Genomic DNA, 23963 nt, shown 5'->3' with positions numbered 1-23963 from the left:
CACAAAAAGGTCTGGGCGATGTCAGCTGGCCGAGGCCGGAATCGGGGCCAAGCCGGAATCCACATCGGCATTCTGCGCGCGGTGGCGCAGCGCATGGTCCATCACCACCAGCGCCAGCAGCGCCTCGGCAATCGGCGCGGCACGAATGCCCACGCAAGGGTCGTGACGGCCCTTGGTGATGACTTCGGTGCTTTGACCTTGCATATCGATGGATTCACGCGGCGTGATGATGGAGCTGGTGGGCTTGATGCCGATGCGCACTTCCAGATCCTGGCCGGTGCTGATGCCGCCCACGATACCGCCCGCGTTATTGCTGCGGAAACCCTCGGGACTCAGCGAATCGCCATGCGTGGTGCCGCGCTGGGCCACGCTGTCAAAGCCTGCGCCGATCTCCACGGCCTTGACGGCATTCAGGCCCATCATGGCGTAGGCGATGTCGGCGTCCAGTCGGTCATACAGGGGCTGGCCCAGGCCGACCGGCATATTGCTGGCGTTCACACGCAGCGCCGCACCGCAGGAGTCGCCGCTCTTGCGCAGCTGCTCCATGTATTCCTCGAAGCGGCTCACATCGGCCACGGGCGCGAAAAAGGGGTTGTGCGGCACATGCTCCCAGCTCTCGAAACCGATGGGCAGCTCGCCGATCTGGGTCATGCAGGCGCGGAACTCGGTGCCGAACTTTTCCTTGAGCCACTTCTTGGCCACGGCACCTGCGGCCACGGTAGGCGCCGTCAGGCGTGCCGAGGAGCGGCCGCCGCCGCGCGGATCGCGGATGCCGTATTTCTGAAAGTAGGCGTAGTCGGCATGACCGGGACGAAAGCTCTGCGCAATATTGGAGTAATCCTTGCTGCGCTGATCGGTGTTGCGGATCAGCAGGGCGATCGGCGTGCCCGTGGTCTTGCCTTCGTACACGCCGGAGAGAATCTCCACCGCATCGGGCTCGTTGCGCTGCGTGACGAACTTGCTGGTGCCGGGGCGACGACGATCCAGATCATGCTGGATATCCGCCTCGCTCAAGGCCATGCCCGGGGGGCAGCCGTCAATCACACAGCCAATGGCCGGACCGTGGGACTCACCAAAATTGGTGACCGTGAAAATAGTGCCGAAGGTATTGCCGCTCATAGGCTGCCGATTATCGTTGAAGTGATGATTAACGGCTGCGCGCTGTCATGCCTAAAGTCTTTTCACCATGCTCAGACCAGGCTGGACATGAAAAACCCCGCCTCGGCGGGGTCTGCAGCAAAAGCCGGGCGTGAAAAGCGGGCTTATTCGGCACCCTGGCGCTCGCCTTCGGGCCAGTCGCGGATATAGGCCTTGAGCATGCGGTTCTCGAAGTTCTGGCTGTCCACCACGGCCTTGGCCACGTCATACAGCGAGATCACGCCCATCAGCATGCGCTTGTCCATCACGGGCATGTAGCGCGCATGGCGGTCCAGCATCATGCGGCGCACTTCGTCCATATCGGTTTCCATGGTGCAGGTCATGGGCGCGTCGTCCATGGCGCCGCGCACGGAGAGGTTCTCCACGCCGCCGGTCTTCACAAAGCCCTGGATCACTTCGCGGAAGGTGAGCATGCCCACCACATCGCCGTGATCCATCACGACCAGCGAGCCAATGTCCTTCTCCGACATCACCTGCACCGCCGCGGCCAGGCTTTCGTCGGGCGACACCGTGTACAGGGTATTGCCTTTGACGCGCAGGATGTCACTAACTTTCATTGCTGTTCTCCGAAATCTGTTTGGCACGCCGTGGCAGCTTTTGTCCTGCATGTGTCAGCACATGCGGCATCGCTTTACACAGAATGCAGGTGCGTGCACAAATATAGCCCACAATGGCTTGCATTGAGAAAAACTAAAGCAATGACGAAACATATGAATTTCTACATATTCATTCGTCTATCCGACCAAATCGATATTTGATTGCGTGCTTGATCACACATTGCGTCGATCAAAACCAGCCATGGAGACAAAACATGCCCGGCTACTCTGACCCCGGCTTTGACACACTGAGCCTGCATGCAGGCGCCCAGCCCGACCCCGCCACCGGCGCACGTGCCGTACCCATCCATCTGACCACGTCCTTTGTCTTCGAATCCAGCGACCACGCGGCAAGCCTGTTCAATCTGGAGCGACCCGGCCATGTCTACAGCCGCATCTCCAACCCCACCAATGCGGTGCTGGAGCAGCGCGTCTCGGCCCTGGAAGGCGGCGTGGGCGCCATTGCCGTGGCCAGCGGCCAGGCGGCGCTGCACCTGTCGATTGCCACGCTGATGGGCGCGGGCAGCCACATCGTGGCCAGCACGGCGCTGTATGGCGGCTCGCAGAACCTGCTGCACTACACGCTGGCGCGCTTCGGCATCGAGACCACGTTTGTGAAGCCCGGCGACATCGATGGCTGGAAGGCTGCGGTGCGCCCCAACACCAAGCTGTTCTTTGGCGAGACCGTGGGCAACCCCGGCCTGGATGTGCTGGACATTCCCACCGTGAGCCAGATCGCCCACGAAGCCGGCGTTCCGCTGCTGGTGGACTCCACCCTCACCTCGCCCTGGCTGATCAAGCCCTTCGAGCATGGCGCGGACATCGTCTACCACTCGGCCACCAAGTTTCTGTCCGGTCACGGCACGGTGATTGGCGGCATCGTCGTCGATGGCGGCAGCTTCGACTGGGAAAAGTCGGGGCGCTTTCCCGAGCTGACCCAGCCCTATGACGGCTTTCACAACATGGTGTTCAGCGAGGAGTCCACCACGGGTGCCTTTTTGCTGCGCGCCCGCCGCGAAGGCCTGCGTGACTTCGGCGCCTGCATGAGCCCGCACAGCGCCTGGCTGATCCTGCAGGGCATAGAGACGCTGCCGCTGCGCATGGAGCGCCATATGCGCAACACCGAAAAAGTGGTGCAGTTCCTCGCCAGCCACCCGCTGGTCAGTCGCGTGGGCCACCCCATGCTGGAGACCCACCCCTCGCACGCTCTGGCCCGCAAGCTGCTGCCGCGCGGCGCAGGCTCTGTGTTCAGCTTTGACATTGCGGGCAACCGCAACCAGGGCAAGAAGTTCATCGAGACACTGAAGGTCTTCAGCCATCTGGCCAATGTGGGCGACTGCCGCTCTCTCGTGATCCACCCCGCCAGCACCACGCATTTCCGCATGAGCGACGAGGCGCTGGCCCAGGCAGGCATCGGCCAGGGAACGATCCGGCTGTCTATCGGCCTGGAAGACGCCGACGATCTGATCGACGACCTCAAGCGCGCCCTCAAGGCGGCCGAGAAAGCGGCCTGAGAGACCTGAACAAACATGGTTGCCACAACTTCTGCATCGCTGGACTGGAAGCAGTTTGAACAGACTTTATTCAGCATCTACTGGCAAGATGCTCAGGCGTTCCTGGCCGCGAACCCTCAAGAAAGCATCTACGCACTGGCACTGAACGGCCTGTACCGTGAGCAGGACGGCCCCATTTACCTGCCCACGCTGTCTGCCAATAGCGAGCGGGCCTATTCACAAATGGTGAATGCCCCAAAGCCGCAGAGCCGCTTGTCCGAATTCGACCTGGATACCGGCCAGTTGGGCACTCTGCGCTGGAACCCGCCGGATTGGGAATGGGAAGCGCTGGATTCGGCCTCCGACTCTCAGGAGTTGGAGCAACTGGAGCAAGCCTTGCTGGCCGAAGCCAACAAAAGCACGCCTGCCCACTGGTTGCGTACCGAGGCGCACCTGATCAAGACGCTGATCCGCATCTGCAAGCAGCTGACCAAAGCCTGTCAAAAATCGCCCTGGGCCAGCCAGCTCACTCCTGAGTTTACGGTGCTGATCTATGTGCAAGACACTCAGGAATGCGAAGCCCTGGCGCGCCAGAGCATGGGGCAGGCGCGCTTTCTTGCCTTGTTTCCCAGCCATGACCTGGATGCGCAAAGACGCGCCAGAGTGGCTGCACTCTCCCCCGCTCAACAGCTGCAATACCATTTGAGCTGCCTGGAAGGTATCGGGTGCACGGAACTGGGACTGAGCCGCAAAGAGGCGCAATCGCTGGGCGAGGAGGCAGAAGCTGCACTGCTTGTCATGGATCACCGCCAGGTGGCTCATGCGCTGCTGCCCATGCTGACTCGGCCTGGCAAACAGTGGCGTGCGGCCATGCTGCTGGCCCAGATGGCCTACCGGGACGAACAGATACTGACTGTACTGCGCCAGCAGGTGCAGGCCCCCATCCACAGCCCAGGGCAAGAAAGCGAGCGAGGCTGGTGCGCCAGTGCCCTGGGGGCGTTAGGCGACCAGGAATGGCTGCAGCAGCAAATAGGTGGCCCGACCGTGCCTGCGGAGAGGATCGCGCAAGGCATTGCCCACCCCTACCGCTCCTGGAACAGCAAGCCGGGAACCACGCCCCTGCACCTTGACTACGCGCCACTGGAGCGTGCGCTCGACCTCAAGCACCCGGCCTTGACCCAGGCGCTGAATGAAGAACTATCACCTGGAGGTGGTTATTGCAGCCTTCGGGTTGCGGATTTGGAGCAAGCCCTGTGCGCTTTGCAGTCCGCTCACGCTCTGGTGCGCGTGCATGCTGCCTGCATCATGGGAGAGCGAAGCCTTGGTGCCGCTGCGGGCAGGCGCATCACCCCTGCACTGGCACAGGCCCTGAGTCACGACAGCAACGACGGCGTACGCTATCAGGCCATGCTGGGCCTGCGGTATTGGAAAAAAGCCAGCGCAGCGCAGCGAGCTGCGATTGAGCATGCCGCCGCACACGATGCCTGCGACAACATACGTGAGCTGGCTCAGCAATGGCTGGGTGAACACGGCTGAGCCACAAAGAACAGAACCGGAGACAAACATGCAAATCAATGTACAAGGCGCAGACATCTACGCCTACACCGGCGGCAAGGCTTTCGACGCGGCCAAGCCCACCGCCATTTTCATCCACGGCGTGCTCTGCGATCACAGCGTCTGGGCGCTGCAAAGCCGCTACATGGCCAATCACGGCTGGAACGTCCTGGCCATCGATTTGCCTGGCCATTGCAAAAGCGGCGGGCAAGCACCGGAATCCGTCGAGGAGGCTGCGGCCTTCATAGGCACGCTGATGGATGCGGCAAACCTGCAGCAAGCTGCGCTGGTCGGCCATAGTTGGGGCAGCCTGATTGCCATGGAAACTGCGGCCAGGCTAAAGAAGCGCATCAGCCATCTGGTGCTGGTGGGTACGGCCTTTCCCATGAAGGTCTCACCCGCACTGCTGGAGTCGGCGCTGAACACGCCCGAGAAAGCCATCCAGATGGTCAACACCTTCTCGCGCGCCACGCTGGCACCGCCCAATGGTGCAGGCAGCTGGGTGTTCGGCGCCGGCATGGCCCTGGGCCGCCGCGTGCTGGCCAGTAACACGGGCACGAATCTGCTGCATGCAGGCTTCAAGGCCTGTGACAGCTATGCAGGTGGCGAAGCGGCCATGACGCAGGTCAGCTGCCCGCTTCTGTTCGTGCTGGGCGAACAGGACCAGATGACACCACCCAAGGCCGCAAAAGGCTTGATAGAGGCGGCCAAAGGCGCGGGCAAGGCAGTGAAGGTGCAGGTGATTCCCAACGGCCACAACCAGATGACGGAGTCGCCCGACGCGACGCTGTTTGCGATTCGGGATTTCCTGGCTGCATGAGCGATTAAGCTTGCGCCATGAGCCAAACCTTCCAGCACCACGGCCAGCTGGCTGCCGCCTGCGCCGAATGGGCCAAGATTTCACTGACTGGTTTGCAGCCCCGGCGCAATCTCCATCTGAGCGATAAAAAAGCCGACTGGAAGGAGGCACTGAGCGCGCTCAAGCGCTTTGCCGACGGCGATAGCTATAAAGCTCCCCAGGATTTCAAGGCGCATGCCGCACTGGAGAACTACTGGAGATGGAAGGAAGCGGGCGAGCAAGCGCGCTGGCTGCTGATCTATGGCATTGACCTGGGTCTGAGCGGCGATGTGCTACGCCCCATCTACCAGGAAGTGGCCGCGCTGTGGATTGATGCTGCCTCGGTGGCCGAGCATGCGCGAGCCGGCATGGCGCAGGAAACTGGCGAGGACTATGGCGTAGGTGCGCCCATCAACACACGCACCGACGATTACGCTATTGCCGTGACCCTGCTGTCACTGGCCACACTGCTGGATGCACAGGACGACGTCCCGGCGATTGATGAGCATGTGCTGGCGTTCGATACGGACCAGTTGCTCGATTATCTGTGTGCAGGCGGTCTGCAGTTGCAGCAAGTCAGTGAGGAGCTTTTCCACAAACGCCCTTACGGCGCCATGAAGCCTTTTTTTGAGCAGCTCGAAGCCCTGCCTGACCCACTGCTGCCCTATCTGCAAACCCAGTACCAGGAGTTTCTCAAGCTCTCGCCCAAGCAGCAGAAAAAAGGCGGCCCGTGGCTGGGCACGGGCTACTGGGCGCTCGAGGTGGCCGCCCTGGCCGTGCTCTACGGCTGGGATGACAGTGCCTTGCGCACCAGCCCCCACTACCCGGCCGATCTGGTCGACTACGCACGCGGGCGACTGGCTCAAACAGAGTCAGGCGATTCTTGACAGAAAAGCGGCGATGCGGCGGCTGATGCGATCGGGCAGCTCGCGGTGCGGTACATGGCCGCCACCGGCAATGATTTCAGCCTCGCAAGGGCCTTGCGCCCAGGTGCAGATGTTCTCGGGATGCACCAGGGAGCCGAATTCATCGAGCTCGCCGTGAATCGCCAACACCGGGCAATGCACCTGCTTCAAGGCAGCATCCAGCCGGTAATGCGCAAAAGGCGGGCTCAGCCAGGTGTCCACCCAGGCCGACAGCACCCAGGCCGCCTTGTCGCCATGGTAGCGAGCGAGTCGCTCCAGCTGGCCGGGCTGGGCAAAGTCGTCGCGCGCCGCACTGATGCCCTGCAGCGTGCGGTCTTCGACAAAGCTTTGCGCCGATTCGGTGATCAGCGCCTGGCACTGCCTTCCATAGGCCGCCGCCACCATGGCCGCCATGCCGCCGCCCACGCTATGCCCCAGCATCACGAAAGCGTCCAGGCCCAGCGCCCGGTGAAGCGGCGTGAAACCGGCCTCGACCTCGCTCTCCACAAAACTGGGCTGAAGCCGATGCGGATTGGGGTCCGAATGGCCGAAGCCCAGGCGGTCATAGGCAATGACTTCGCGCCCGGTGGCCGCAGCCAGCTGGGCGGGAAATTCGCGCCACAGATCCACACTGCCCAGCGAGTCGTGCATCAGCACCAGCGGCGCCCTGGCCGCCTCGCCCTGGGCTTGCCAGCGCTTGACATGCAGCTGCCCGTCGGGCGTCTGAACACGGGTTTCACTGGAGCTGATCACAATGGGGGGCATGGTGTCGTCAAACATGGGCAGAGTCTGGGTTGAATGGCGATGAGATGTGCTGCCACCTTAGCAAGAGAGCGCTCATGGCCGCTCGGCCAGAAACTGGAGTGGCCGCAAAAATGGCGAAACTGGCCGATTTTGATCAGTCTTGGCCTCTACAGCCTGTCGTTCAGGTGACGAAGCGCGCTTGCGGCGACCTGGGAGCACTCGCTAACCCGCTGGCCCGCACAGGCGGTCGGCAGTATAAAAACAGCATCCACTTCAACGGGGTTCGCCATGTCACAGACCACGACCTCAGAACCGGACGGCGCTGTCAAGGCCAGCGTGGATCCGCGCCAGTTCAAGAGCTTTGCCGAGTTCTATCCCTTCTACCTGGGCGAGCACCGCAACGCCATCTGCAGGCGGCTGCACTTCATCGGCACCAGTCTGTCGCTGGTGTTTCTGCTGGCGCTGTTTTTGACAGGCGACTGGGGGTATTTGCTCGCAGGCCTGATCTGCGGCTACGCCTTTGCCTGGATCGGACATTTCGGCTTCGAGAAAAACAAGCCCGCCAGCTTCAAGCGACCGCTCTACAGCTTTCTGGGCGACTGGATGATGTGGCGCGACATCTTGCTGGGTCGCATCAAGATGTAGCGCCACACCGCCTCTGAAGCACTTGCGCCGGCCTGCTGTGCGGGCAGCGGATCGGCTGCCCATGGGCCATGCGACGCCTGCCTTCAACGGTCCGGTCCTCAGTGCAGATATTCATAGATATCTGCCCGCCGCCATCAAACTCTATGAATATCTCCACCCGGGGCGGCAATCAACTCGGCCACGGTCATGGCATCGAGCTGGGCGCGCTGCCACAGCGGCCGCACCGCCTCGGACGGCTCAAGCAACAGGCTCTGCACCAGAGGCTCAACCCGAGTGGCCTGAGGATCGACCAGCAACACATAGCGCGGCTCGGTGCTCTCAAGCGACACATAGGCATCGGGCGGCTGTACGGCCCCTACCCAGTCCAGCTTGGCCAGCGCCTGCAGCACGGGTTGAATCTGGGACGCCTCCACGCGCAGGCGGCGCGAGAGCTGGTGCACATACAGGCCCTTGTGCGGCAGCTCGCGCTCCCTGGCCAGGCATTGCAGCACCTCCACCGCCAGCTCGAACTGCCAGCCGCGATGCCCCGTCATCCGCTCCACGCCGGCCAGTACCGTGGGCAGATAGGCCGTGACCAGAGCCCCCAGCAGCACAATGCTCCAGGCCACATACATCCAGATCAGCAGGATCGGCAGTGTGGCAAACGCGCCGTAGATCACCGAGTAGGTCGGCACGGACGACAGATAGAGGCCCAGCACCTTCTTGGCCACTTCCATGAACACGGCCACGAACACGCCCCCCACCAGCGCATGGCGCCAGCGCACCGGCGTGTTGGGCACATAGTGGTAGAGCCCGGCCATGCCGGCGGCCAGCACCACGAACTCTATGGAATCAAAGACAAAGCGCAGGCTGCCGGGCAGCGCATTGACCAGGCCCTTGGACGCCGACATCACATAGGACGACAGCACCAGGCTCAGGCCCAGCAGCAGCGGCCCCAGCGTGATGGCGGCCCAGTAGATCAACACCCGCTGGCCCAGCGGCCTGAGCTGGCGCACGCGCCAGATGTTGTTGAGCGTGCGGTCGATGGTCAGGATCAGCGCAATGGCCGTGACCATCAGGATGGAAAAGCCGACCAGGCCCAGCTGGCTCGCCTTGGAAGCGAACTGCGTGAGATAGCCCAGCACCTGGCGCGCAATGGTCTCGGGAATCAGGCTGTCCATCAGCCAGCGCTCCAGCACCTTCTGCGCCTTGCCAAAAATCGGGAAGGCCGTGAACAGGGCCAGTGCCACGGTAAAGAACGGCACCAGCGCCAGCAGCGAGGTAAAGGTAAGACTGCTGGCCGTCACGCCCAGACGGTCTTCCTTGAAGCGCGCCAGCAGCACCTGGGCCGTGTTGTGCCAGGGGAAGGTACGCAGGCGCTGCTGCGCACGGCGGCTTCTGCGGCGCAAGGCAGCCTTGAGCTCCTGCTGGCTGGGCATCTGGGGCTTGGGGATACGCCCGGCCAGATCCTTGCAGCCCGCCGCCAGCGCCCTGGCCTTGTCGAGGCTGCGGCTGCGCGGGCGCTCTGCAACGCGCTGCGGGCGTAGGTCGGGACTGTCCGCGACTCCTGAAGCGTAAGCATGCGCCGCTTTTTGCTCCTGGGCTGGCGTCGCATTCGGCGTGGAATAGCTGCTCCAGCCCTGAGCTGCCGTGCTGAATGCTGCTGCAGGCGATACGGCAGGAGCTGGCACGGGTTCGGGCGGGCTCATGCTGCGGCCAGGTTCGGCCATGGGCTCGAACACCGGCTCCAGCGGTATGCCCGGACCATCGAGGCTGGGCTCCTGGCGCTGATCGAGCGGCCCTGCGCTCGCTACCTGCGCTGCCGCAGGCGCGTGCGCCGAAGCCGGTTGCGCCGGACTGTCCCTATCCTCCGTCACCGGCCTGGCTTGCTGAGCCTTGCCTTCCAGCGCCGCCCAGAAGCCGGCACGCTCGTTTTTCTTCATGACGGCACTCCTTTACGAACGCAAAAGGAGGACGGGTGCTGCGCAACGTCAAGCGCAGAACGCAAAACAAAACGACCGGATTCAAACAAAGCTGGCATGACCGATATGATGCCACTGCTATGACCGACGCCCTCTCGCCCCAAGCCGCCGAAAACACTTCTTCACCAATCCAGCAGCCCGGCTCCGATGTGGCCGCCACGCGCTGGTTGGCCGTGGGCAGCCTGCTGGCACTGATGCTGCTGTGCGTGGCCTGGGAGCTGTGGCTGGCCCCGCTGCGCGAAGGCGGCACCTGGCTGTTTCTCAAGGCCCTGCCGCTGGCCTTTGCCGTGATCGGCCTGCTCAAGCGCCGCATGTACACCTATCGCTGGCTCAGCCTGCTGGTGTGGCTCTACTTCACCGAGGGCGTGGTGCGTGCCTGGAGCGATGCCGCGCCCAGCCGCTGGCTGGCGCTGGCAGAGGTGGCGCTGTGCGTGTTGCTCTTCATCGCCTGCGCAGCCCATGTGCGCCTGCGCCAGCGAGCCGTCAAGGCGGCCCGGCTCAATCAGGCGTGATGCCTTCGAACTGCGCCAGCGTCTGCACCTGCGCCGCCAGCGCATCGAACAGCAGTTGCGCGGCCGGTGACAGCGCACGGCGCGGGCGCTGAATCAGCAGCGTGCGGCGCAGGATGCGCGGCTCGTCCAGCAGGCGAAAGCCCAGATCGCCCTGCAGGCCCAGCGAAGGGTGGCGCGCCGTCAGCGCCGGAACGATGCTCACGCCCAGGCCCAGGCTCACGGCCTCGAACAGCAATTGCGGATTGGACAGGCGCAGCGGTGTCTGCAGCAGGTTCTGCGGCATGCCCGGCTCCGAAGCCAGCAACTGGCTGATGGCAGTGTCGGTAGTCAGCCCCACAAATGCCAGATGAGGCAGTTGGGCCAGATCGGCCGCCATCAGCCGCCCGGCCTGCAGCAAAGGCTCATCGAGCCTGGCCACCAGCCCCATGGCATCGCTGATCAGCGGCTGGGTCAGCAAATCGCCGCCTGCCGGGTGCGCCGCTCCCACGCCGAAATCCACGCTGCCGGCCTGCACGCGCTGGGCAATGCCTTCGGCGCTGTCCTCGATCAGATCCACCTCGATGCCCGGATGCCGGGCCCGCAAGGCGGGCAGCACCGGCAGCAGCAACACCGCCAGCACCGACGGAGCGGCAGCAATGCGCACCTTGCCGCGGCGCAGCGCGGCCAGATCACCCAGGTTCTGAAAGCCCTGCTCCAGGCTCTCGAAGGCCTGGCGCACATCGAGCAAGAAGGCCTGGCCGGCGGCCGTCAGCCCCACGGTGCGCGTGGTGCGGTCAAACAGCCGCAGGCCCAGGGCCTCTTCCAGCTGCCGAATGGATTCGGACAGGGCCGACTGCGTCAGGCACAGCTCGCGGGCCGCAGGGGCAAACGCGCCCTGGCGCGCCACCTCGTCAAAGGCGCGCAGCTGGCGCAGACTGATATTGTTCGGAAAAACCGGCATAACCAAGCAATTTATTTCGATTGTCCCGTAGTCTGCCATGCTCTACGCTTGCGGCTTCATGGTTTTCCTGCCGCAGCGCTGTGCCTGGCTTAGGATTTCCGTCTGTTTTCCCTCTCTGCCGCCCCTGCTGCGGCCTGCTTGCCATGACTTCTACCGCTTTGCTTGAATCCCTGCGCCAGATTGTGGGCGCCCCCCATGTGCTGACCGAAGGCGATCTGACCGCCTACGAGCAGGACTGGCGCAAGCGCGTACACGGCAAGTCCCTGGCCGTGGTGCGCCCCGGCAACACGGCCGAAGTGGCCGGCGTGGTCAAGGCCTGCGCCGCAGCGGGCGTGCAGATCGTGCCCCAGGGCGGCAATACCGGGCTTTCCGTAGGCTCGACCCCCGACGACAGCGGCCAGCAGGTCGTGCTCAGCCTGACGCGCCTGAACGCCGTGCGCCATATCGACAAGGACAATCTGACCTTCACCGTCGAAGCCGGCTGCATTTTGCAGAACCTGCAGGATCTGGCGGACCAGCAGGGCCTGCTGTTCCCGCTGTCGCTGGCCGCCGAAGGCAGCTGCACGATCGGCGGCAATCTGGGCACCAACGCCGGCGGCACGCAGGTGGTGCGCTATGGCAACACCCGCGACCTATGCCTGGGCCTGGAAGTGGTGACGCCCCAGGGAGAGATCTGGGACGGACTCAAGGGCCTGCGCAAGGACAACACCGGCTATGACCTGCGCGACCTGTTCATCGGCAGCGAAGGCACGCTGGGCATCATCACCGCCGCGACCATGAAGCTGTTCCCGCAACCGGCCGCCCAGCTCACCGCCTTTGCCGCCGTGCCGTCCATGGAAGCTGCGGTGCGCCTGCTGGGCCTGGCGCACCAGCATCTGGGTGCGGGGCTGACGGGCTTTGAAGTCATGGGCCAGTTTGCGCTGAGCCTGGTCGTCAAGCACATGCCGCAGCTGCGCGTGCCCTTCACCGAAAAGGGGGCCGACATGGGCGACGAAGCGCCCTACTGCGTGCTGCTGGAGAACAGCGACAGCGAGTCCGAGCAGCATGCACGCCTGCGCTTCGAGCACCTGCTGGAGCTGGCCTTTGAAGACGGCTGCGTGGTCAACGCCGTGGTGGCGGAAAACCTGACCCAGGCCCATGACCTGTGGCATATCCGCGAGAGCATTCCCCTGGCCCAGGCCGAGGAAGGCCTGAACATCAAGCACGATATCTCGGTCGCCGCCTCGCGCATCCCCGCCTTTGTCGAGCATGCCGACGCCGTGCTCAAGCGCGAGATTCCCGGCGTGCGGCTGGTCAACTTCGGCCATCTGGGCGACGGCAATCTCCACTACAACGTGCAGGTGCCCGAAGGCGAGGACGGCAAGGCCTTTCTGCGCGACAAGGAGGCCCTGGTCAACCACCTGGTCTACGAGGCCGTGGACGCCTTCGGCGGCTCGTTCTCGGCCGAGCATGGCGTGGGCGCGCTCAAGACGGACAAGCTCGAAAAATACCAGTCCCCCGTTGCCCTGCAGATGATGCGCGCCATCAAGCAGGCTCTGGACCCGCAGGGCATCATGAACCCCGGCGTGGTGCTGACGCGCGGCTGATCCCGCCGCCGCCGATAAAAAAAGCCCTGCCAGGATCGGCAGGGCTTTTTTCTGGCCGCAGTCAGGGCTTCATTGGGTGGTCTCGATATTGCGCAGCATGCTTTGCACCGCACTGGGCCAGGGAATGTCTGCACCGTCCACATCGGTGAACACAGTCTGCCGGCCCTCGCTGAGCAGCCAGACGCGCAGGCCGTTGCGCACCGGGTCGATCACCACGGCGGCCATTTCCTCGCCGCCCTGATGCTGGCGATTGCCCATCACGTACAGCACAGCTGCGGAAGGCTCCAGCGGACCCAGGGCCTGCAGGTTCTTGAGCAGCGTGTCGTACTGAGGGCCCATCAGCGTCTTCAGCCGCTGGGCCAGCACGCCATCCTTCACATAGTCCACTCCATCCCAGCGGTACTTGCCCAGCAGCGGCTTGAGGCTGTCCAGGCCTGGCTCGCCGTCCGTGGCCACATGGGGGACGCGCACTTCCTCGACGGGGGCCGTGGCCGCCTCCTCGATCTGTGCCGTGGCAGCGGGCGGGGCAGCCGCTGCCCGGGCATCCGCTGCAGCGGCGGTGGGAGCCGGGGCCTTGGTCTTGTCGCAGGCGACCAGCAAGGCCGCAGCGGCCAGCGCAACCGCCGCAGTGCTCACAAAATTGCGTGACATGAGCTCACTCTCCTTGTTTCAGCTCGGTTGTTTTCCTTGCCATTGTGAAGCCAGCGACAGCGGCTTTGGGACAGACAGGGCCGCAGGCCGGGTCATTGACAGCCGGCAAGCCGGCACGCTCGCGCACGTGGCACACTTCGGCTGTCGCGGCCCCTGCGGGCCTACCCTCTTCAAGAGCAGCGCCACCTTGTGTACGCTGACGGCACAGCCAGTCTTTGCAAGTCTTTGACCGCTTTTTGCACCATGAACTCCACCACCTGCACCCTGCGCCCCGTGCGCTGCCAGTACGAAACCTTTATGCGCCATGTGTTCGAGCACGGCGCATCCAAGACCGACCGCACGGGCACGGGCACGCGCAGCGTGTTCGGCTACCAGATGCGCTTCAACCTCAATGAAGGCTTCCCGCTGGTCACCACCAAGAAGGTGCACCTGAAGTCCATCATCCTGGAGCTGCTGTGGTTTCTGCGCGGCGACAGCAATGTGAAATGGCTGCAGGAGCGCGGCTGCACCATCTGGGACGAATGGGCCGACAAGGAAACCGGCGACCTGGGCCCGGTCTACGGCGTGCAATGGCGCAGCTGGCCCAAGGCCGACGGCACACATGTCGACCAGATTGCAGAAGTCGTCAAGCAGCTCCAGAACAATCCCGACAGCCGCCGCATCATCGTCAGCGCCTGGAACGTGGCCGAGCTGGACCAGATGGCGCTCATGCCCTGCCACTCCTTCTTCCAGTTCTATGTGGCCGACGGCAAGCTCAGCTGCCAACTCTACCAGCGCAGCGCCGACATCTTCCTGGGCGTGCCCTTCAACATCGCCAGCTACGCGCTGCTGACCCATATGCTGGCCCAGCAATGCGGCCTGGAAGTGGGCGACTTCATCTGGACCGGCGGCGACTGCCACATTTACAACAACCACTTCGAACAGGTGCAGACCCAGCTGTCGCGACAGCCCTTCGCCTATCCGACGCTGAACATCAAGCGCAAGCCCGACTCCATCTTCGGCTACGAGTACGAGGACTTCGAAGTGCTGGACTATCAGCACCATGCCGGCATCAAGGCGCCCGTGGCGGTCTAAACTGCTGCTCTTCGAATCACTATAAAAATAGAAGCTGCTATCGCTTGATAGAAAACGATTTCAAGTACTTTCATATCTGAAATCAACAACTGACAAGCGCTAGCAGCTTCTTTATTGATAGCTATGGCCATTCAACTCATCTACGCCCGCGCAGCCAACGGCGTCATCGGCAAGGACAACACCATGCCCTGGCACCTGCCGGAAGACATGGCGCATTTCAAGGAACTGACCCGGGGCTGCGCCGTCATCATGGGCCGCAAGACCTGGGACTCGCTGCCTGCGCGCTTCCGCCCCCTGCCGGGCCGCAGCAATATCGTCGTCACCCGCCAGACCGACTGGCAAGCCGAGCCGGCATCCGACCAGGTCCTGCGCGCCGCCAGCCTGCCCGAAGCGCTGGCGCTGGGCTGCAAGCTCTCGCAAGACGTCTGGGTCATCGGCGGCGCGCAGATCTATGCCCAGGCCCTGCCGCTGGCCGATGCCGTGGAAGTGACCGAAATCTGCCGCGACTTCGAAGGCGATGCCTTTGCCCCCGAACTGGGCGAGCAGTGGCAGGCCGTGAGCCGCAGCGAGCATGTCTCTGCCAATGGCCTGCCCTACCGCTTTGTACGCTTCGAGCGGCAGGGCTGAGCCTTGTCGCGGGCTCGTGCCGTGCGGTATCGCATCGGCACCGGCCGGCCAGCAGTCCGGCACGAGACAAAACTCTCTTGCCCTCGCGGTGTTGCATTGCAACAATTGTCAGCTTCACTGCATGACTGTCGTATGACAATGGCAAGGCCGCCTGCTGCAGCCTGAGCCCTCCAACCCCGCAAGCCTATCGCCCTTTCATCATGAGCCTAGTCCAGCCCCTGCCTCCTGGCACCCTCGATATCGTTGGCGATATCCACGGCGAATATGCAGCGCTGGTGCAATTGCTGGGCCACCTGGGCTACGACCTCCAGGGCAATCACCCCGAAGGCCGGCGACTGGTGTTTGTCGGCGACTTCTGCGACCGCGGACCGGACAGCCCTTCGGTGCTCGCGCTGGTCGGCGCCATGCTGGCCTCGGGCACGGCCCATGCGGTGCTGGGCAACCACGAAATCAATCTGCTGCGCGAAGATGCCAAGGATGGCTCGGGCTGGTTCTTCGACAGTCGCATCGACGCCGATCAGCCCAAGTACGCGCCTTTCGCGCGCATGCCGGCCGAGCAGACTCCCGCCATGCTCGAGCAGCTCGGTCAGTTGCCGATCGCGCTGGAGCGCGAGGATCTGCGCATTGTTCATGCCGCCTGGCGGCCCGAGCAAATTGCCATGATTCGCCAGCTGCCCAGCGGCAGCGCACGCGCTGCCTACGACCACTTCGAGACGATTGCCGGCGAACAGGCCATCGCCCAATGCGTGGCCGAGCGTATGCGCCAGGAAGAACAGAGCTGGCCTTACAGCCTCGAAGACTATCGCCACGAGCCGCCGTTTCTGCCGGCCCATAGCGAGAACGAACTCAACAAGGCCATGGTCAACCCTCTGAAGGTGCTGACGGCCGGCGTGGAACGCGAATGCCGCAACCCCTTTTACGCGGGCGGCAAATGGCGCTTCGTCGAACGCGTGGGCTGGTGGAATGAATATGAAGAAGCGCCCGCCGTCATCGTCGGCCACTACTGGCGCCGCCTGCGCCCGGCCGATGCACCGGCGCATGGTTCGCAGTTTGAAAACCTGTTCGGCGCAACGCCGCCGCTGTCATGGCACGGCCTGCGCGGCAATGTGTTCTGCGTGGACTATTCGGTAGGAGCGCGCTGGCTGGACCGCCTGCGCGGCCACGACCCCGTTCAGCGCAGCAAGCTCGCCGCCATGCGCTGGCCCGAGCGCGTACTGGTCTTTGACGACGGCACACAGGCCATATCGGAGAATTTCGAGCACTCCGCGGTGCTGCGCGATTGAAGCCATCTTCCACGCCTGCCAGCCCCTGCGGCATCAAGGCAGCTCTGGCCTGAGCCGCGCCTGGCCGCTGCCTGAAGCCAGCTCTGGGCCTCGGCCTATTTCGCGGGCGGCTGCCGCGCGTGCTGCACCCACTCCTCAAAAGCAGAGCCGTCAGGCAGCACGCAGGTATTTCGATCAGCATCCGCCCCCTTCTCGGTGCGCAGCACGCCGCCCTGTTTCTTGCAGTTGGCTTCCGAGGGGTTGCCAAAATTGACCGAAACCGATTGCGCGCAGCCACCGGCCGCCGCCACGACGATCATCATCCCTGCCAGGCTTGGAACATGTTTCATGGGCTCAATGTAGCAAAAGCCTGCACGCCGGCCTATGCGCATTGGGCTTCAGAGCCGCAAATGCCAAGGTCCGCCACCCGAGGGATCGCGGCGGACAGCCTTGCCGGCTTCAGAGAGGGCCAGGCTTGCTATGCTGTCAGTCACCGTGAGAAAAATGCCCCCAAGGGCTCAGTTCGAGTAGCCAGGCTGGTAGCCAGAGGCCTCCTTCAAGAATCCGCCCCCTTGGAACCCGCATGAAATAAGGAAAGTTGAAGAAGATGAAAATTGCCACCTGGAATGTGAACTCCTTGTCCGTACGACTGCCGCAGGTGCTGGACTGGCTTGCCGCCAACCCCGTCGATGCGCTGGGTCTGCAGGAGCTCAAGCTCACCGACGACAAGTTCCCCCACATGGCGTTCGAGGAAGCTGGCTACAAGGCTGTCAGCCACGGCCAGAAGACCTATAACGGCGTAGCCTGGATCACGCGCGAGCCGGGGCGCGATGTGGTGCGCAACATCCCCGGGTTTGACGACGAACAGGCCCGCATCATTGCCACGACCATAGACTCGCCAAGCGGCGAGATTCGTCTGATCAATGGCTACTTCGTCAACGGCCAGGAACCTGGCTCGGAAAAATTTGCCTACAAGATGCGCTGGTTGCAGGCACTGCACGATTGGATCCAGAACCAGATGGCCCTGCATCCGCGTCTGGTGCTGGTGGGGGACTTCAACGTGGCTCCCGAAGATCGCGACTCCTACGACCCCGTCGGCCTCAAGGACACGATCCACCACACGGTGCAAGAGCGCGACCATTTCCAGCGCCTGTTGCAACTGGGCTTGAGCGATGCCTTCCGCATGTTCGAACAACCGGAGAAAAGCTACTCCTGGTGGGACTACCGCATGCTGGGCTTTCAGAAGAATCGCGGCCTGCGCATCGACCACATCCTGGTCAGCGAGGCTCTCAAGAGCAAGGTCAGCGCCTGCAGCGTGGATCGCGCTCCGCGCAAGAACAAGCAGCCCAGCGACCACGCCCCCGTGATTGTCACACTGGACTGAGGCAGGATGCGGCTCAGGCCGCGCCGTGGCTGAGCCACTGCAAGGCCTGTACCTGACCGCGCAGCAGCATCACATGGCGCTTGAGCAGCTTGGCGACTTTGACCGGCAAATCCAGCTGAACAGTGTGCTCGGTGCGCTCCAGCCAGGTCTGCAAGCGCCGTAGCACACCCAGCCAGGTTTCGGCCGCCGTCTCTCCCAGGTAGTCAAGCCAGGTCTTGCGCACTCGCTGCAGCAGACCGCCCTCATCCAAGGCCATGGATAGCGGGGCCGCCGCAGCACCATCCAGCAGTTGCTCCAGCTCGGAAACCAGCTTGTGTGAATCGAGCGAGAAGCGGCGCAGGGCATCGACAGCCATGCTGGAGTCTGCGGCCGTCAAAAACTCTCTGGAGCTTTGCGCAAAATGCAGTGCTGCCTGTAACGCCAGAGCAAGACTGTTCCTCGCCATCTGGCCCAGTACAACCTCCGCGCAAGGCTTGGACGCGGGTGGAGCAATCGCACGGCGCCAGGCGGCCTTGACGGCTGCTCTGACCTGAGACCAGTCCAGCAGGCTGCCCCCGCAATGCAGCGACCAATGCTGGCGCAACTCGGCCTCCAGGGATTCGAAACTCCTGGCTCCTGCCGAAGCCGTCCGCCGAGCCCGATATCTGCCCGCCTGCCAGCCCAGCAAATAGGCGGGGTAATACTGATCAAAACCACGCCCCGGGACGAAGTAAGGCTCGCACATATAGCGCTCGTGCCAGAAGGCCTCCTCGGCCTCCGGCATCTGCAGCAATGGCGACCAGGCGCTCGCATCCTGCGGGAAAGACCCCAGTGCAGGCGGGAAAGAGATGGATGAAGGCAAGGCAGACAACGCAAACAGTCCAATCAACAAAGGCCTGTTGATTGTTATCCCTGCGCCATCTGCCTCATGTCGTCAACCGTGATTGCACCATGTAGGACGGATAAAACCTACCGCGAGAGCAAGTGAGCACTGCGGCGCTTCAATCGAAGTTTTCGTTCTCCAGCCCCAACTCCTGCAGCTTTCGGGTAATGGTGTTGCGGCCAATCCCCAGTCGGCTGGCAGCCTCCACTCTGCGACCATGCGTGGCCGCCAGAGCCGTTCGCAGCAACTGTGCCTCGAACTGATGGGACAGCTGATCCCATACATCGTGGTGGCCTTGCGACAACAGTTCCTCGGCCTGCTTGCCCAACCCTTGCAGCCAGCCCTCGGTCGATGCCGAAGCTTCGGCCAAAGGCGTTGCCGCAGTGCCAGGCACGGACATGACTGCCGCCTCGGGCAGGTTTGCCTTGGAGTGGTCCAGGCCCACACCGCTGCTCAATGCGCCGGCAAAGACTGCCGTGTTCACCGATGCAGAGCTGCCCAGAACTTCGGGCGGCAAGTCCTTGAGCGCAATCTGCTGGGCCGGAGCCATGACGGTCAACCAGTGACAGATGTTTTCCAGCTGGCGCACATTGCCCGGAAAGTTGAAGGCCTGCAGGCGGCTCATGGCGGCAGTGCTCATGCGTTTGGGCTCCACCCCCAGTTGACGCGCGCTTTGCTGCAGGAAATGCTGGGTCAGCATGGGCACGTCTTCCTTGCGCTCGCGCAGCGCGGGCAGGCGCAGGCGGATCACATTCAGACGATGGAACAAGTCCTCGCGGAAAGCGCCGTCCTTGACTCGCAGCTCCAGATCCTGGTGCGTCGCCGCGATCACACGCACATGAGCCTTGACGGCCTGATGTCCGCCAACCCGGTAGAAATGACCGTCGGAGAGCACCCGCAGCAGACGCGTCTGCAGCTCGAACGGCATGTCGCCAATTTCATCGAGAAACAGCGTACCGCCTTCGGCCTGCTCGAAACGCCCCCTGCGCTGGGTCTGCGCGCCGGTAAAGGCGCCGCGCTCGTGACCGAACAGTTCGGACTCCAGCAGATCTTTCGGAATGGCGGCGGTATTGATGGCCACAAACGGTCCACCAGCAACCGGAGAATGCTTGTGCAGCGCTCGTGCAACCAACTCCTTGCCCGCGCCGGACTCCCCGGTGATCAGCACCGTGACATGACTCTGGCTCAGTCTGCCGATGGCACGAAACACGTCCTGCATGGCAGGTGCCTGACCCAGCATTTCCGCCTGCACCGGTGCCTGCACATCGGCCACCTCCTCGCGCTGGCTTTCCTCCACGGCGCGCCGGATCAACTCCACGGCCTTGGGTACATCAAATGGCTTGGGCAGATACTCGAAAGCCCCACGCTGGAATGCCGAGACGGCACTGTCCAGATCGGAATAGGCCGTCATGATGATCATCGGCAGCCCGGGCTGCTGCGCCCTGACCTGCTCCAGCAGCTCAAGGCCCGAGCCGCCAGGCATGCGTATATCGCTGACCAGCACCTGTGGAGCCTGACGCTCGGGATCGCTGTTGTCCACATCAGCCAGGGCCTTGAGCACATCGCGCGGCTGGGTAAAGCTGCGAATGGGCCAGCCTTCACGCCCCAATGCTTTTTCAAGCACAAAGCGGATGGAAGGGTCGTCGTCCACAATCCAGATTGGCTTCATTCGTGCAACATCCTTCCCTTCTTCTGCATATTGATAATGTCAGGCTTTACGGCAGCGGTATCAGGATTCGGAAATCCGTCCTCCCCGGCTGGCTCTCGCATTCGATCAGGCCATGGTGACGCTGCACAAAGGTCTGAGCCAGCGTTAGCCCCAGGCCGGATCCGCCGTCTCTGCCCGAGACCAAAGGATAGAAAATCCGTTCCTTGATGGCATCTGGCACGCCTGACCCGTTGTCGATTACATGCAATTCCAGTGCCAATCTGTAGCGCTCGCGCCCCAGAGTGACCTGTCTGGCCACACGCGTCCTCAGAATGATCTCGGCATCGCCCTCTGCAATGCGCCGCCCCAGCGCCTGGGCCGCGTTCTGAACGATATTGAGCAGGGCCTGTATCAGCTGTGCGCTGTCGCCTCTGAACTCGGGGATGGAGATGTCATAGTCACGCGTGATCTTGAGCCCCTGGGGGTGCTCGACCAGCACCAGTGAGCGCACGCGCTCGCAGACCTCGTGAATATTGACGTCGCCCACCTCATGCGGGTGGCGATGTGGGGCCAGCAACCTGTCCACCAGCGCCTGCAGGCGATCGGCCTCGTGAATGATGACCGTGGTGTATTCCAGCAACTCTGGCGTGACCAGATCCATCTGCAGCAGCTGGGCTGCGCCGCGAATGCCGCCCAGCGGATTCTTGATCTCGTGCGCCAGATTGCGAATCAGCTCCTTGTTCGCCAGCGCCTGCTCTCGGATGCGTTCCTCGCGATCCTGACGAGCCTGCTGTTCCAGCGGCCACATCTCCACCATGACATGGCCGGCCTTCTCGGCCAGCGAAACAGCCGCGTGAATCGGCAGGGGCTCCTGCCCCAGGCGCAGCAAGCTGGCCTCGAAGCGCAGCGCCGCAAAGTCGTTGGAACGCGCGCCACTGAGCGCCTTGTCCAGCAAGGCAGGCTCGGCAAAGCAGGTGGCGAAGTCGCTGCCCACCATGATGCGGCGCGACTGGCCCAGGGCGTTTTCCAGCGCCGCATTGACAAAGCGCACCATGCCGTACTCGTCAAGCACGGCAATCAAGGTGCAAAGCCAGTCCAGCGACTGGTAGCCGTTAGCATTGGCCTGATCCGGATCAGGCCTGGAGATATCGGGAAGCGGGGCTGCAGTGGAACTCATGCGATTGACCAAAAATGACCAGCCCCAAGGGGCGGATTAGTTGACCGCAGGCAGCCGGTCCAGCTCTCGCTTGATGCCTGCGATATCACTTTCCTGGCGGGTGATATCGGCCTTGAGCTTGGCCACCCGCTCCGGGTAGCCCTGAGGATTGCGCAACTCCAGCGCCGTGCGCACGGGGTTGCCATCGTTGTACTCTGCCTTCAGCTCGGCCAGTCTGGCCTGGGCCTTGTTCAGCTCGCCTTGCAGAATGGCGCGCGCATCGGAGTCACGTGCTTTCTGAGCGGCACTGTCGCTGCGGGCCGGGGCCGCCGGTGCGCTCGATGCAGAGCCGCTTGCCGGCTTGGGCTTGGCCGGCGCCGCAGCGGCATTGCTACCCGAGGGTCTGGTGCCGTGAATCACCGTCACACCACTGCCATCGACCGGCTTGCATCCCTTGGCCTTGGCCTGCGAAACATTGTTGGTGTACTCATTGCCGCAGCGGTAGATTGCATCCTGGGCAAAAACCAGCCCGGATGCAAGACACAGCAACGACAACACATAAAACTTCTTCATTCGGTCCTCTCAGGCAGACGGCGGCCGCAAGTCCGCAATACCCTGAGTATCGCTCCAAGCCTGCGGCTTTCATTGACTACTTGACCGCCACCAACCCGTTTGGTTCCTTTGCTGCCACGCGCGCTTCTGCGGGCGCTCAATAAAAAAGGCGGCTTGCGCCGCCTTTTTTGACCTCTGCTTTACAGCGAGAAGTACATATCGTATTCGACAGGGTGCACCGACTGGCGATAGCGAGTCACTTCGCCCATCTTCAGCTCGATGTAGGCATCCAGCATGCTGTCGGAGAACACACCGCCCTTGGTCAGGAACGCACGATCGGCGTCCAGGGCTTCCAGAGCCTGATCCAGGCTGTGGCAGACGGTAGGCACCAGCTTGTCTTCCTCGGGAGGCAGATGGTAGAGATCCTTGGTCGCGGCTTCGCCGGGATGGATCTTGTTTTCCACGCCGTCAAGGCCAGCCATCAGCAAAGCTGCGAAACCCAGGTAGGGGTTCATCAGAGGATCGGGGAAGCGGGCTTCCACGCGGCGACCCTTGGGGTTGCTGACGTAAGGAATACGGATGGAAGCCGAGCGGTTCTTGGCCGAGTACGCCAGCTTCACGGGCGCTTCGAAGCCGGGAACCAGACGCTTGTAGCTGTTGGTGCCGGGGTTGGTGATGGCGTTCAGGGCACGAGCGTGCTTGATGATGCCTCCGATGTAGTACAGGGCGAAGTCGGACAGGCCGGCATAGCCGTCGCCTGCAAACAGGTTCTTGCCATCCTTCCACACGGACTGGTGCACGTGCATGCCGGAGCCGTTATCGCCAGCGTAGGGCTTGGGCATGAAGGTTGCCGTCTTGCCGTAGGTGTTGGCCACGTTCCAGATGATGTATTTTTGCAGCTGCGTCCAGTCGGCACGCTCGACCAGGGTCGAGAAGCGTGTGCCGATTTCGTTCTGACCGGCACCAGCCACTTCATGGTGGAACACTTCGACAGGGATGCCGACCGCTTCCAGCAGCAGCGACATCTCTGCACGCATGTCCTGGGTGCTGTCAACGGGAGGAACGGGGAAGTAGCCACCCTTGTTGCGGGGGCGGTGACCACGGTTACCGGTTTCGAACTTGGTGCCAGTGTTCCAGGGAGCCTCGTATTCTTCGATTTCGAAGAAGGGGTTGTGAGGCTCGGTGCCCCAGCGCACGCCGTCGAAGATGAAGAATTCGGGTTCGGGACCGAAGTAAGCGGTATCGCCCAGGCCGGAGGCCTTCAGATAGGCTTCGGCACGCTTGGCGATGGAGCGGGGATCGCGGTCATAGGCCTTGCCATCACCGGGCTCGATCACATCACACTGCAAAATCAGCGTGGTTTCTTCAAAGAAGGGATCGATATTGGCAGTGTTGGGATCGGGAACCAGCTGCATGTCCGAGGCTTCGATACCCTTCCAGCCGGCAACGGAAGAGCCGTCGAAAGCATGGCCCGAGGTGAACTTGTCCTCGTCAAAGTGCGACACGGGCACGGTCACGTGCTGTTCCTTGCCGCGGGTATCGGTAAAGCGCAGGTCCACGAACTTGACCTCGTTATCCTGCACCATCTGCATCACGTCTGCAACGGTCTTCGCCATTAGATCTCTCCTGCCAACTTGGCTGATCAAATAAAGAATGAATAGTATCTAGCAGTTTGCGTGCCAACTCGACCTCGGTGCCTCACAACAACATCTGCGCACCGAAACCGAGCCTTGGTGTAAAGATATTCGGCACAAGACATAAGCACTTACCAGAGCCGCATCTGCAAACTGCACCAAACAGACGCGCATTGTCTCA

The 23963-nt window shown here is 62.8% G+C and carries 23 protein-coding genes; 11 read left to right on the top strand and 12 right to left on the bottom strand.

Annotation, left to right across the window (positions count from 1 at the left end; genetic code table 11):
• Positions 1–21: 21 nt before the first annotated feature.
• The gene (gene aroC, locus QYQ99_RS21220; RefSeq protein ID WP_302089897.1) at positions 22–1119 is read right to left on the bottom strand and encodes a chorismate synthase; all 1098 of its coding nucleotides are present in this window, start codon (positions 1117–1119) and stop codon (positions 22–24) included.
• 143 nt (positions 1120–1262) lie between these two features.
• Positions 1263–1715, bottom strand: coding sequence for a CBS domain-containing protein (locus QYQ99_RS21215; protein ID WP_302089896.1), 453 nt, complete (start codon positions 1713–1715; stop codon positions 1263–1265).
• A gap of 254 nt (positions 1716–1969) precedes the next feature.
• Between QYQ99_RS21215 and QYQ99_RS21210 the strand changes: the two genes are divergently transcribed.
• The 4 genes from QYQ99_RS21210 to QYQ99_RS21195 are packed head-to-tail and all read left to right on the top strand — an operon-like array spanning position 1970 to position 6526.
• Positions 1970–3268 carry an O-acetylhomoserine aminocarboxypropyltransferase gene (locus QYQ99_RS21210; RefSeq protein ID WP_003076227.1) on the top strand — a complete coding sequence of 433 codons (1299 nt, stop codon included), beginning with the start codon at positions 1970–1972 and terminating at the stop codon, positions 3266–3268.
• A gap of 15 nt (positions 3269–3283) precedes the next feature.
• The gene (locus QYQ99_RS21205; RefSeq protein ID WP_302089895.1) at positions 3284–4783 is read left to right on the top strand and encodes a DUF4303 domain-containing protein; all 1500 of its coding nucleotides are present in this window, start codon (positions 3284–3286) and stop codon (positions 4781–4783) included.
• Between the two features lie 28 nt (positions 4784–4811).
• Positions 4812–5621, top strand: a complete 810-nt coding sequence (locus QYQ99_RS21200) for an alpha/beta fold hydrolase (RefSeq protein ID WP_302089894.1) — start codon at positions 4812–4814, stop codon at positions 5619–5621.
• A 17-nt stretch (positions 5622–5638) separates the two neighbouring features.
• The gene (locus tag QYQ99_RS21195) at positions 5639–6526 is read left to right on the top strand and encodes a PoNe immunity protein domain-containing protein (protein WP_302089893.1); all 888 of its coding nucleotides are present in this window, start codon (positions 5639–5641) and stop codon (positions 6524–6526) included.
• Here QYQ99_RS21195 and QYQ99_RS21190 read toward each other — a convergent pair.
• Positions 6512–7324, bottom strand: a complete 813-nt coding sequence (locus tag QYQ99_RS21190) for an alpha/beta fold hydrolase (protein ID WP_302089892.1) — start codon at positions 7322–7324, stop codon at positions 6512–6514. The genes QYQ99_RS21195 and QYQ99_RS21190 overlap by 15 nt on opposite strands.
• Before the next feature lie 252 nt (positions 7325–7576).
• Here QYQ99_RS21190 and QYQ99_RS21185 point away from each other — a divergent pair, with 252 nt between their 5' ends.
• Positions 7577–7933 (top strand): DUF962 domain-containing protein, encoded by a 357-nt coding sequence (locus QYQ99_RS21185; protein ID WP_302089891.1) that lies wholly within the window; start codon positions 7577–7579, stop codon positions 7931–7933.
• A 134-nt stretch (positions 7934–8067) separates the two neighbouring features.
• On the opposite strand, the gene QYQ99_RS21180 is transcribed toward QYQ99_RS21185, so the two are convergent.
• A complete protein-coding gene (locus tag QYQ99_RS21180) occupies positions 8068–9351 on the bottom strand; it encodes a YihY family inner membrane protein (RefSeq protein WP_302093235.1) in 1284 nt (427 codons plus the stop codon).
• Between the two features lie 539 nt (positions 9352–9890).
• Here QYQ99_RS21180 and QYQ99_RS21175 point away from each other — a divergent pair.
• Entirely contained in the window at positions 9891–10406 is a 516-nt protein-coding gene (locus tag QYQ99_RS21175; RefSeq protein WP_326999258.1) for a DUF2069 domain-containing protein, read from the top strand.
• On the opposite strand, the gene QYQ99_RS21170 is transcribed toward QYQ99_RS21175, so the two are convergent.
• Positions 10393–11346: a LysR family transcriptional regulator gene (locus tag QYQ99_RS21170; protein WP_302089890.1), complete on the bottom strand. Its 954-nt coding sequence runs from the start codon at positions 11344–11346 to the stop codon at positions 10393–10395. The genes QYQ99_RS21175 and QYQ99_RS21170 overlap by 14 nt on opposite strands.
• Positions 11347–11489: 143 nt before the next feature.
• Between QYQ99_RS21170 and QYQ99_RS21165 the strand changes: the two genes are divergently transcribed.
• On the top strand, positions 11490–12932 hold the full coding sequence (locus QYQ99_RS21165) for an FAD-binding oxidoreductase (protein ID WP_302089889.1): 1443 nt from the start codon (positions 11490–11492) through the stop codon (positions 12930–12932).
• Positions 12933–13001: 69 nt separating this feature from the next.
• On the opposite strand, the gene QYQ99_RS21160 is transcribed toward QYQ99_RS21165, so the two are convergent.
• The gene (locus QYQ99_RS21160; protein ID WP_302089888.1) at positions 13002–13583 is read right to left on the bottom strand and encodes a hypothetical protein; all 582 of its coding nucleotides are present in this window, start codon (positions 13581–13583) and stop codon (positions 13002–13004) included.
• Positions 13584–13826: 243 nt separating this feature from the next.
• Here QYQ99_RS21160 and QYQ99_RS21155 point away from each other — a divergent pair, with 243 nt between their 5' ends.
• From QYQ99_RS21155 to QYQ99_RS21145, 3 genes are all read left to right on the top strand, one after another.
• Entirely contained in the window at positions 13827–14657 is an 831-nt protein-coding gene (locus QYQ99_RS21155) for a thymidylate synthase (RefSeq protein ID WP_302089887.1), read from the top strand.
• Between the two features lie 123 nt (positions 14658–14780).
• Complete coding sequence (locus QYQ99_RS21150) at positions 14781–15284, top strand: dihydrofolate reductase (RefSeq protein ID WP_302089886.1); 504 nt, start codon at positions 14781–14783, stop codon at positions 15282–15284.
• Between the two features lie 200 nt (positions 15285–15484).
• Complete coding sequence (locus tag QYQ99_RS21145) at positions 15485–16567, top strand: metallophosphoesterase (RefSeq protein ID WP_302089885.1); 1083 nt, start codon at positions 15485–15487, stop codon at positions 16565–16567.
• Positions 16568–16662: 95 nt separating this feature from the next.
• Here QYQ99_RS21145 and QYQ99_RS21140 read toward each other — a convergent pair whose 3' ends face one another.
• Positions 16663–16869, bottom strand: a complete 207-nt coding sequence (locus QYQ99_RS21140) for a putative hemolysin (protein WP_034359314.1) — start codon at positions 16867–16869, stop codon at positions 16663–16665.
• Positions 16870–17153: 284 nt separating this feature from the next.
• Between QYQ99_RS21140 and xth the strand changes: the two genes are divergently transcribed.
• Positions 17154–17930: an exodeoxyribonuclease III gene (gene xth, locus QYQ99_RS21135; protein WP_302089884.1), complete on the top strand. Its 777-nt coding sequence runs from the start codon at positions 17154–17156 to the stop codon at positions 17928–17930.
• A 13-nt stretch (positions 17931–17943) separates the two neighbouring features.
• Here xth and QYQ99_RS21130 read toward each other — a convergent pair whose 3' ends face one another.
• The 5 genes from QYQ99_RS21130 to glnA form a co-directional block, all read right to left on the bottom strand.
• Positions 17944–18771 carry a hypothetical protein gene (locus QYQ99_RS21130; protein WP_302089883.1) on the bottom strand — a complete coding sequence of 276 codons (828 nt, stop codon included), beginning with the start codon at positions 18769–18771 and terminating at the stop codon, positions 17944–17946.
• Positions 18772–18910: 139 nt separating this feature from the next.
• Positions 18911–20461 (bottom strand): nitrogen regulation protein NR(I), encoded by a 1551-nt coding sequence (gene ntrC / locus QYQ99_RS21125; protein ID WP_302089882.1) that lies wholly within the window; start codon positions 20459–20461, stop codon positions 18911–18913.
• A gap of 46 nt (positions 20462–20507) precedes the next feature.
• Entirely contained in the window at positions 20508–21617 is a 1110-nt protein-coding gene (gene glnL / locus QYQ99_RS21120; protein ID WP_034376604.1) for a nitrogen regulation protein NR(II), read from the bottom strand.
• 36 nt (positions 21618–21653) lie between these two features.
• On the bottom strand, positions 21654–22169 hold the full coding sequence (locus QYQ99_RS21115) for a hypothetical protein (protein ID WP_302089881.1): 516 nt from the start codon (positions 22167–22169) through the stop codon (positions 21654–21656).
• A gap of 179 nt (positions 22170–22348) precedes the next feature.
• A complete protein-coding gene (gene glnA, locus QYQ99_RS21110) occupies positions 22349–23764 on the bottom strand; it encodes a type I glutamate--ammonia ligase (RefSeq protein WP_302089880.1) in 1416 nt (471 codons plus the stop codon).
• Positions 23765–23963: the final 199 nt, after the last annotated feature.

Source organism: Comamonas testosteroni, from assembly GCF_030505195.1.
GTDB classification, from domain to species: Bacteria; Pseudomonadota; Gammaproteobacteria; order Burkholderiales; family Burkholderiaceae_C; genus Comamonas; species Comamonas testosteroni_G.
The sequence above is the reverse complement of the archived record's forward strand: the minus strand, read 5'-3'. Positions and strand labels throughout refer to the sequence as shown.

Coding starts and splice junctions, on each gene's coding strand:
- QYQ99_RS21155 (WP_302089887.1), top strand. CDS start 13,827: ATGAACTCCACCACCTGCACCCTGCGCCCCGTGCGCTGCCAGTACGAA.
- QYQ99_RS21140 (WP_034359314.1), bottom strand. CDS start 16,869: ATGATGATCGTCGTGGCGGCGGCCGGTGGCTGCGCGCAATCGGTTTCG.
- QYQ99_RS21180 (WP_302093235.1), bottom strand. CDS start 9,351: ATGCCCAGCCAGCAGGAGCTCAAGGCTGCCTTGCGCCGCAGAAGCCGC.
- QYQ99_RS21195 (WP_302089893.1), top strand. CDS start 5,639: ATGAGCCAAACCTTCCAGCACCACGGCCAGCTGGCTGCCGCCTGCGCC.
- QYQ99_RS21205 (WP_302089895.1), top strand. CDS start 3,284: ATGGTTGCCACAACTTCTGCATCGCTGGACTGGAAGCAGTTTGAACAG.
- QYQ99_RS21210 (WP_003076227.1), top strand. CDS start 1,970: ATGCCCGGCTACTCTGACCCCGGCTTTGACACACTGAGCCTGCATGCA.
- QYQ99_RS21115 (WP_302089881.1), bottom strand. CDS start 22,169: ATGAAGAAGTTTTATGTGTTGTCGTTGCTGTGTCTTGCATCCGGGCTG.
- ntrC (WP_302089882.1), bottom strand. CDS start 20,461: ATGAAGCCAATCTGGATTGTGGACGACGACCCTTCCATCCGCTTTGTG.
- QYQ99_RS21200 (WP_302089894.1), top strand. CDS start 4,812: ATGCAAATCAATGTACAAGGCGCAGACATCTACGCCTACACCGGCGGC.
- QYQ99_RS21165 (WP_302089889.1), top strand. CDS start 11,490: ATGACTTCTACCGCTTTGCTTGAATCCCTGCGCCAGATTGTGGGCGCC.
- xth (WP_302089884.1), top strand. CDS start 17,154: ATGAAAATTGCCACCTGGAATGTGAACTCCTTGTCCGTACGACTGCCG.
- QYQ99_RS21190 (WP_302089892.1), bottom strand. CDS start 7,324: ATGTTTGACGACACCATGCCCCCCATTGTGATCAGCTCCAGTGAAACC.
- QYQ99_RS21150 (WP_302089886.1), top strand. CDS start 14,781: ATGGCCATTCAACTCATCTACGCCCGCGCAGCCAACGGCGTCATCGGC.
- glnL (WP_034376604.1), bottom strand. CDS start 21,617: ATGAGTTCCACTGCAGCCCCGCTTCCCGATATCTCCAGGCCTGATCCG.
- QYQ99_RS21215 (WP_302089896.1), bottom strand. CDS start 1,715: ATGAAAGTTAGTGACATCCTGCGCGTCAAAGGCAATACCCTGTACACG.
- QYQ99_RS21185 (WP_302089891.1), top strand. CDS start 7,577: ATGTCACAGACCACGACCTCAGAACCGGACGGCGCTGTCAAGGCCAGC.
- QYQ99_RS21145 (WP_302089885.1), top strand. CDS start 15,485: ATGAGCCTAGTCCAGCCCCTGCCTCCTGGCACCCTCGATATCGTTGGC.
- aroC (WP_302089897.1), bottom strand. CDS start 1,119: ATGAGCGGCAATACCTTCGGCACTATTTTCACGGTCACCAATTTTGGT.
- glnA (WP_302089880.1), bottom strand. CDS start 23,764: ATGGCGAAGACCGTTGCAGACGTGATGCAGATGGTGCAGGATAACGAG.
- QYQ99_RS21170 (WP_302089890.1), bottom strand. CDS start 11,346: ATGCCGGTTTTTCCGAACAATATCAGTCTGCGCCAGCTGCGCGCCTTT.
- QYQ99_RS21160 (WP_302089888.1), bottom strand. CDS start 13,583: ATGTCACGCAATTTTGTGAGCACTGCGGCGGTTGCGCTGGCCGCTGCG.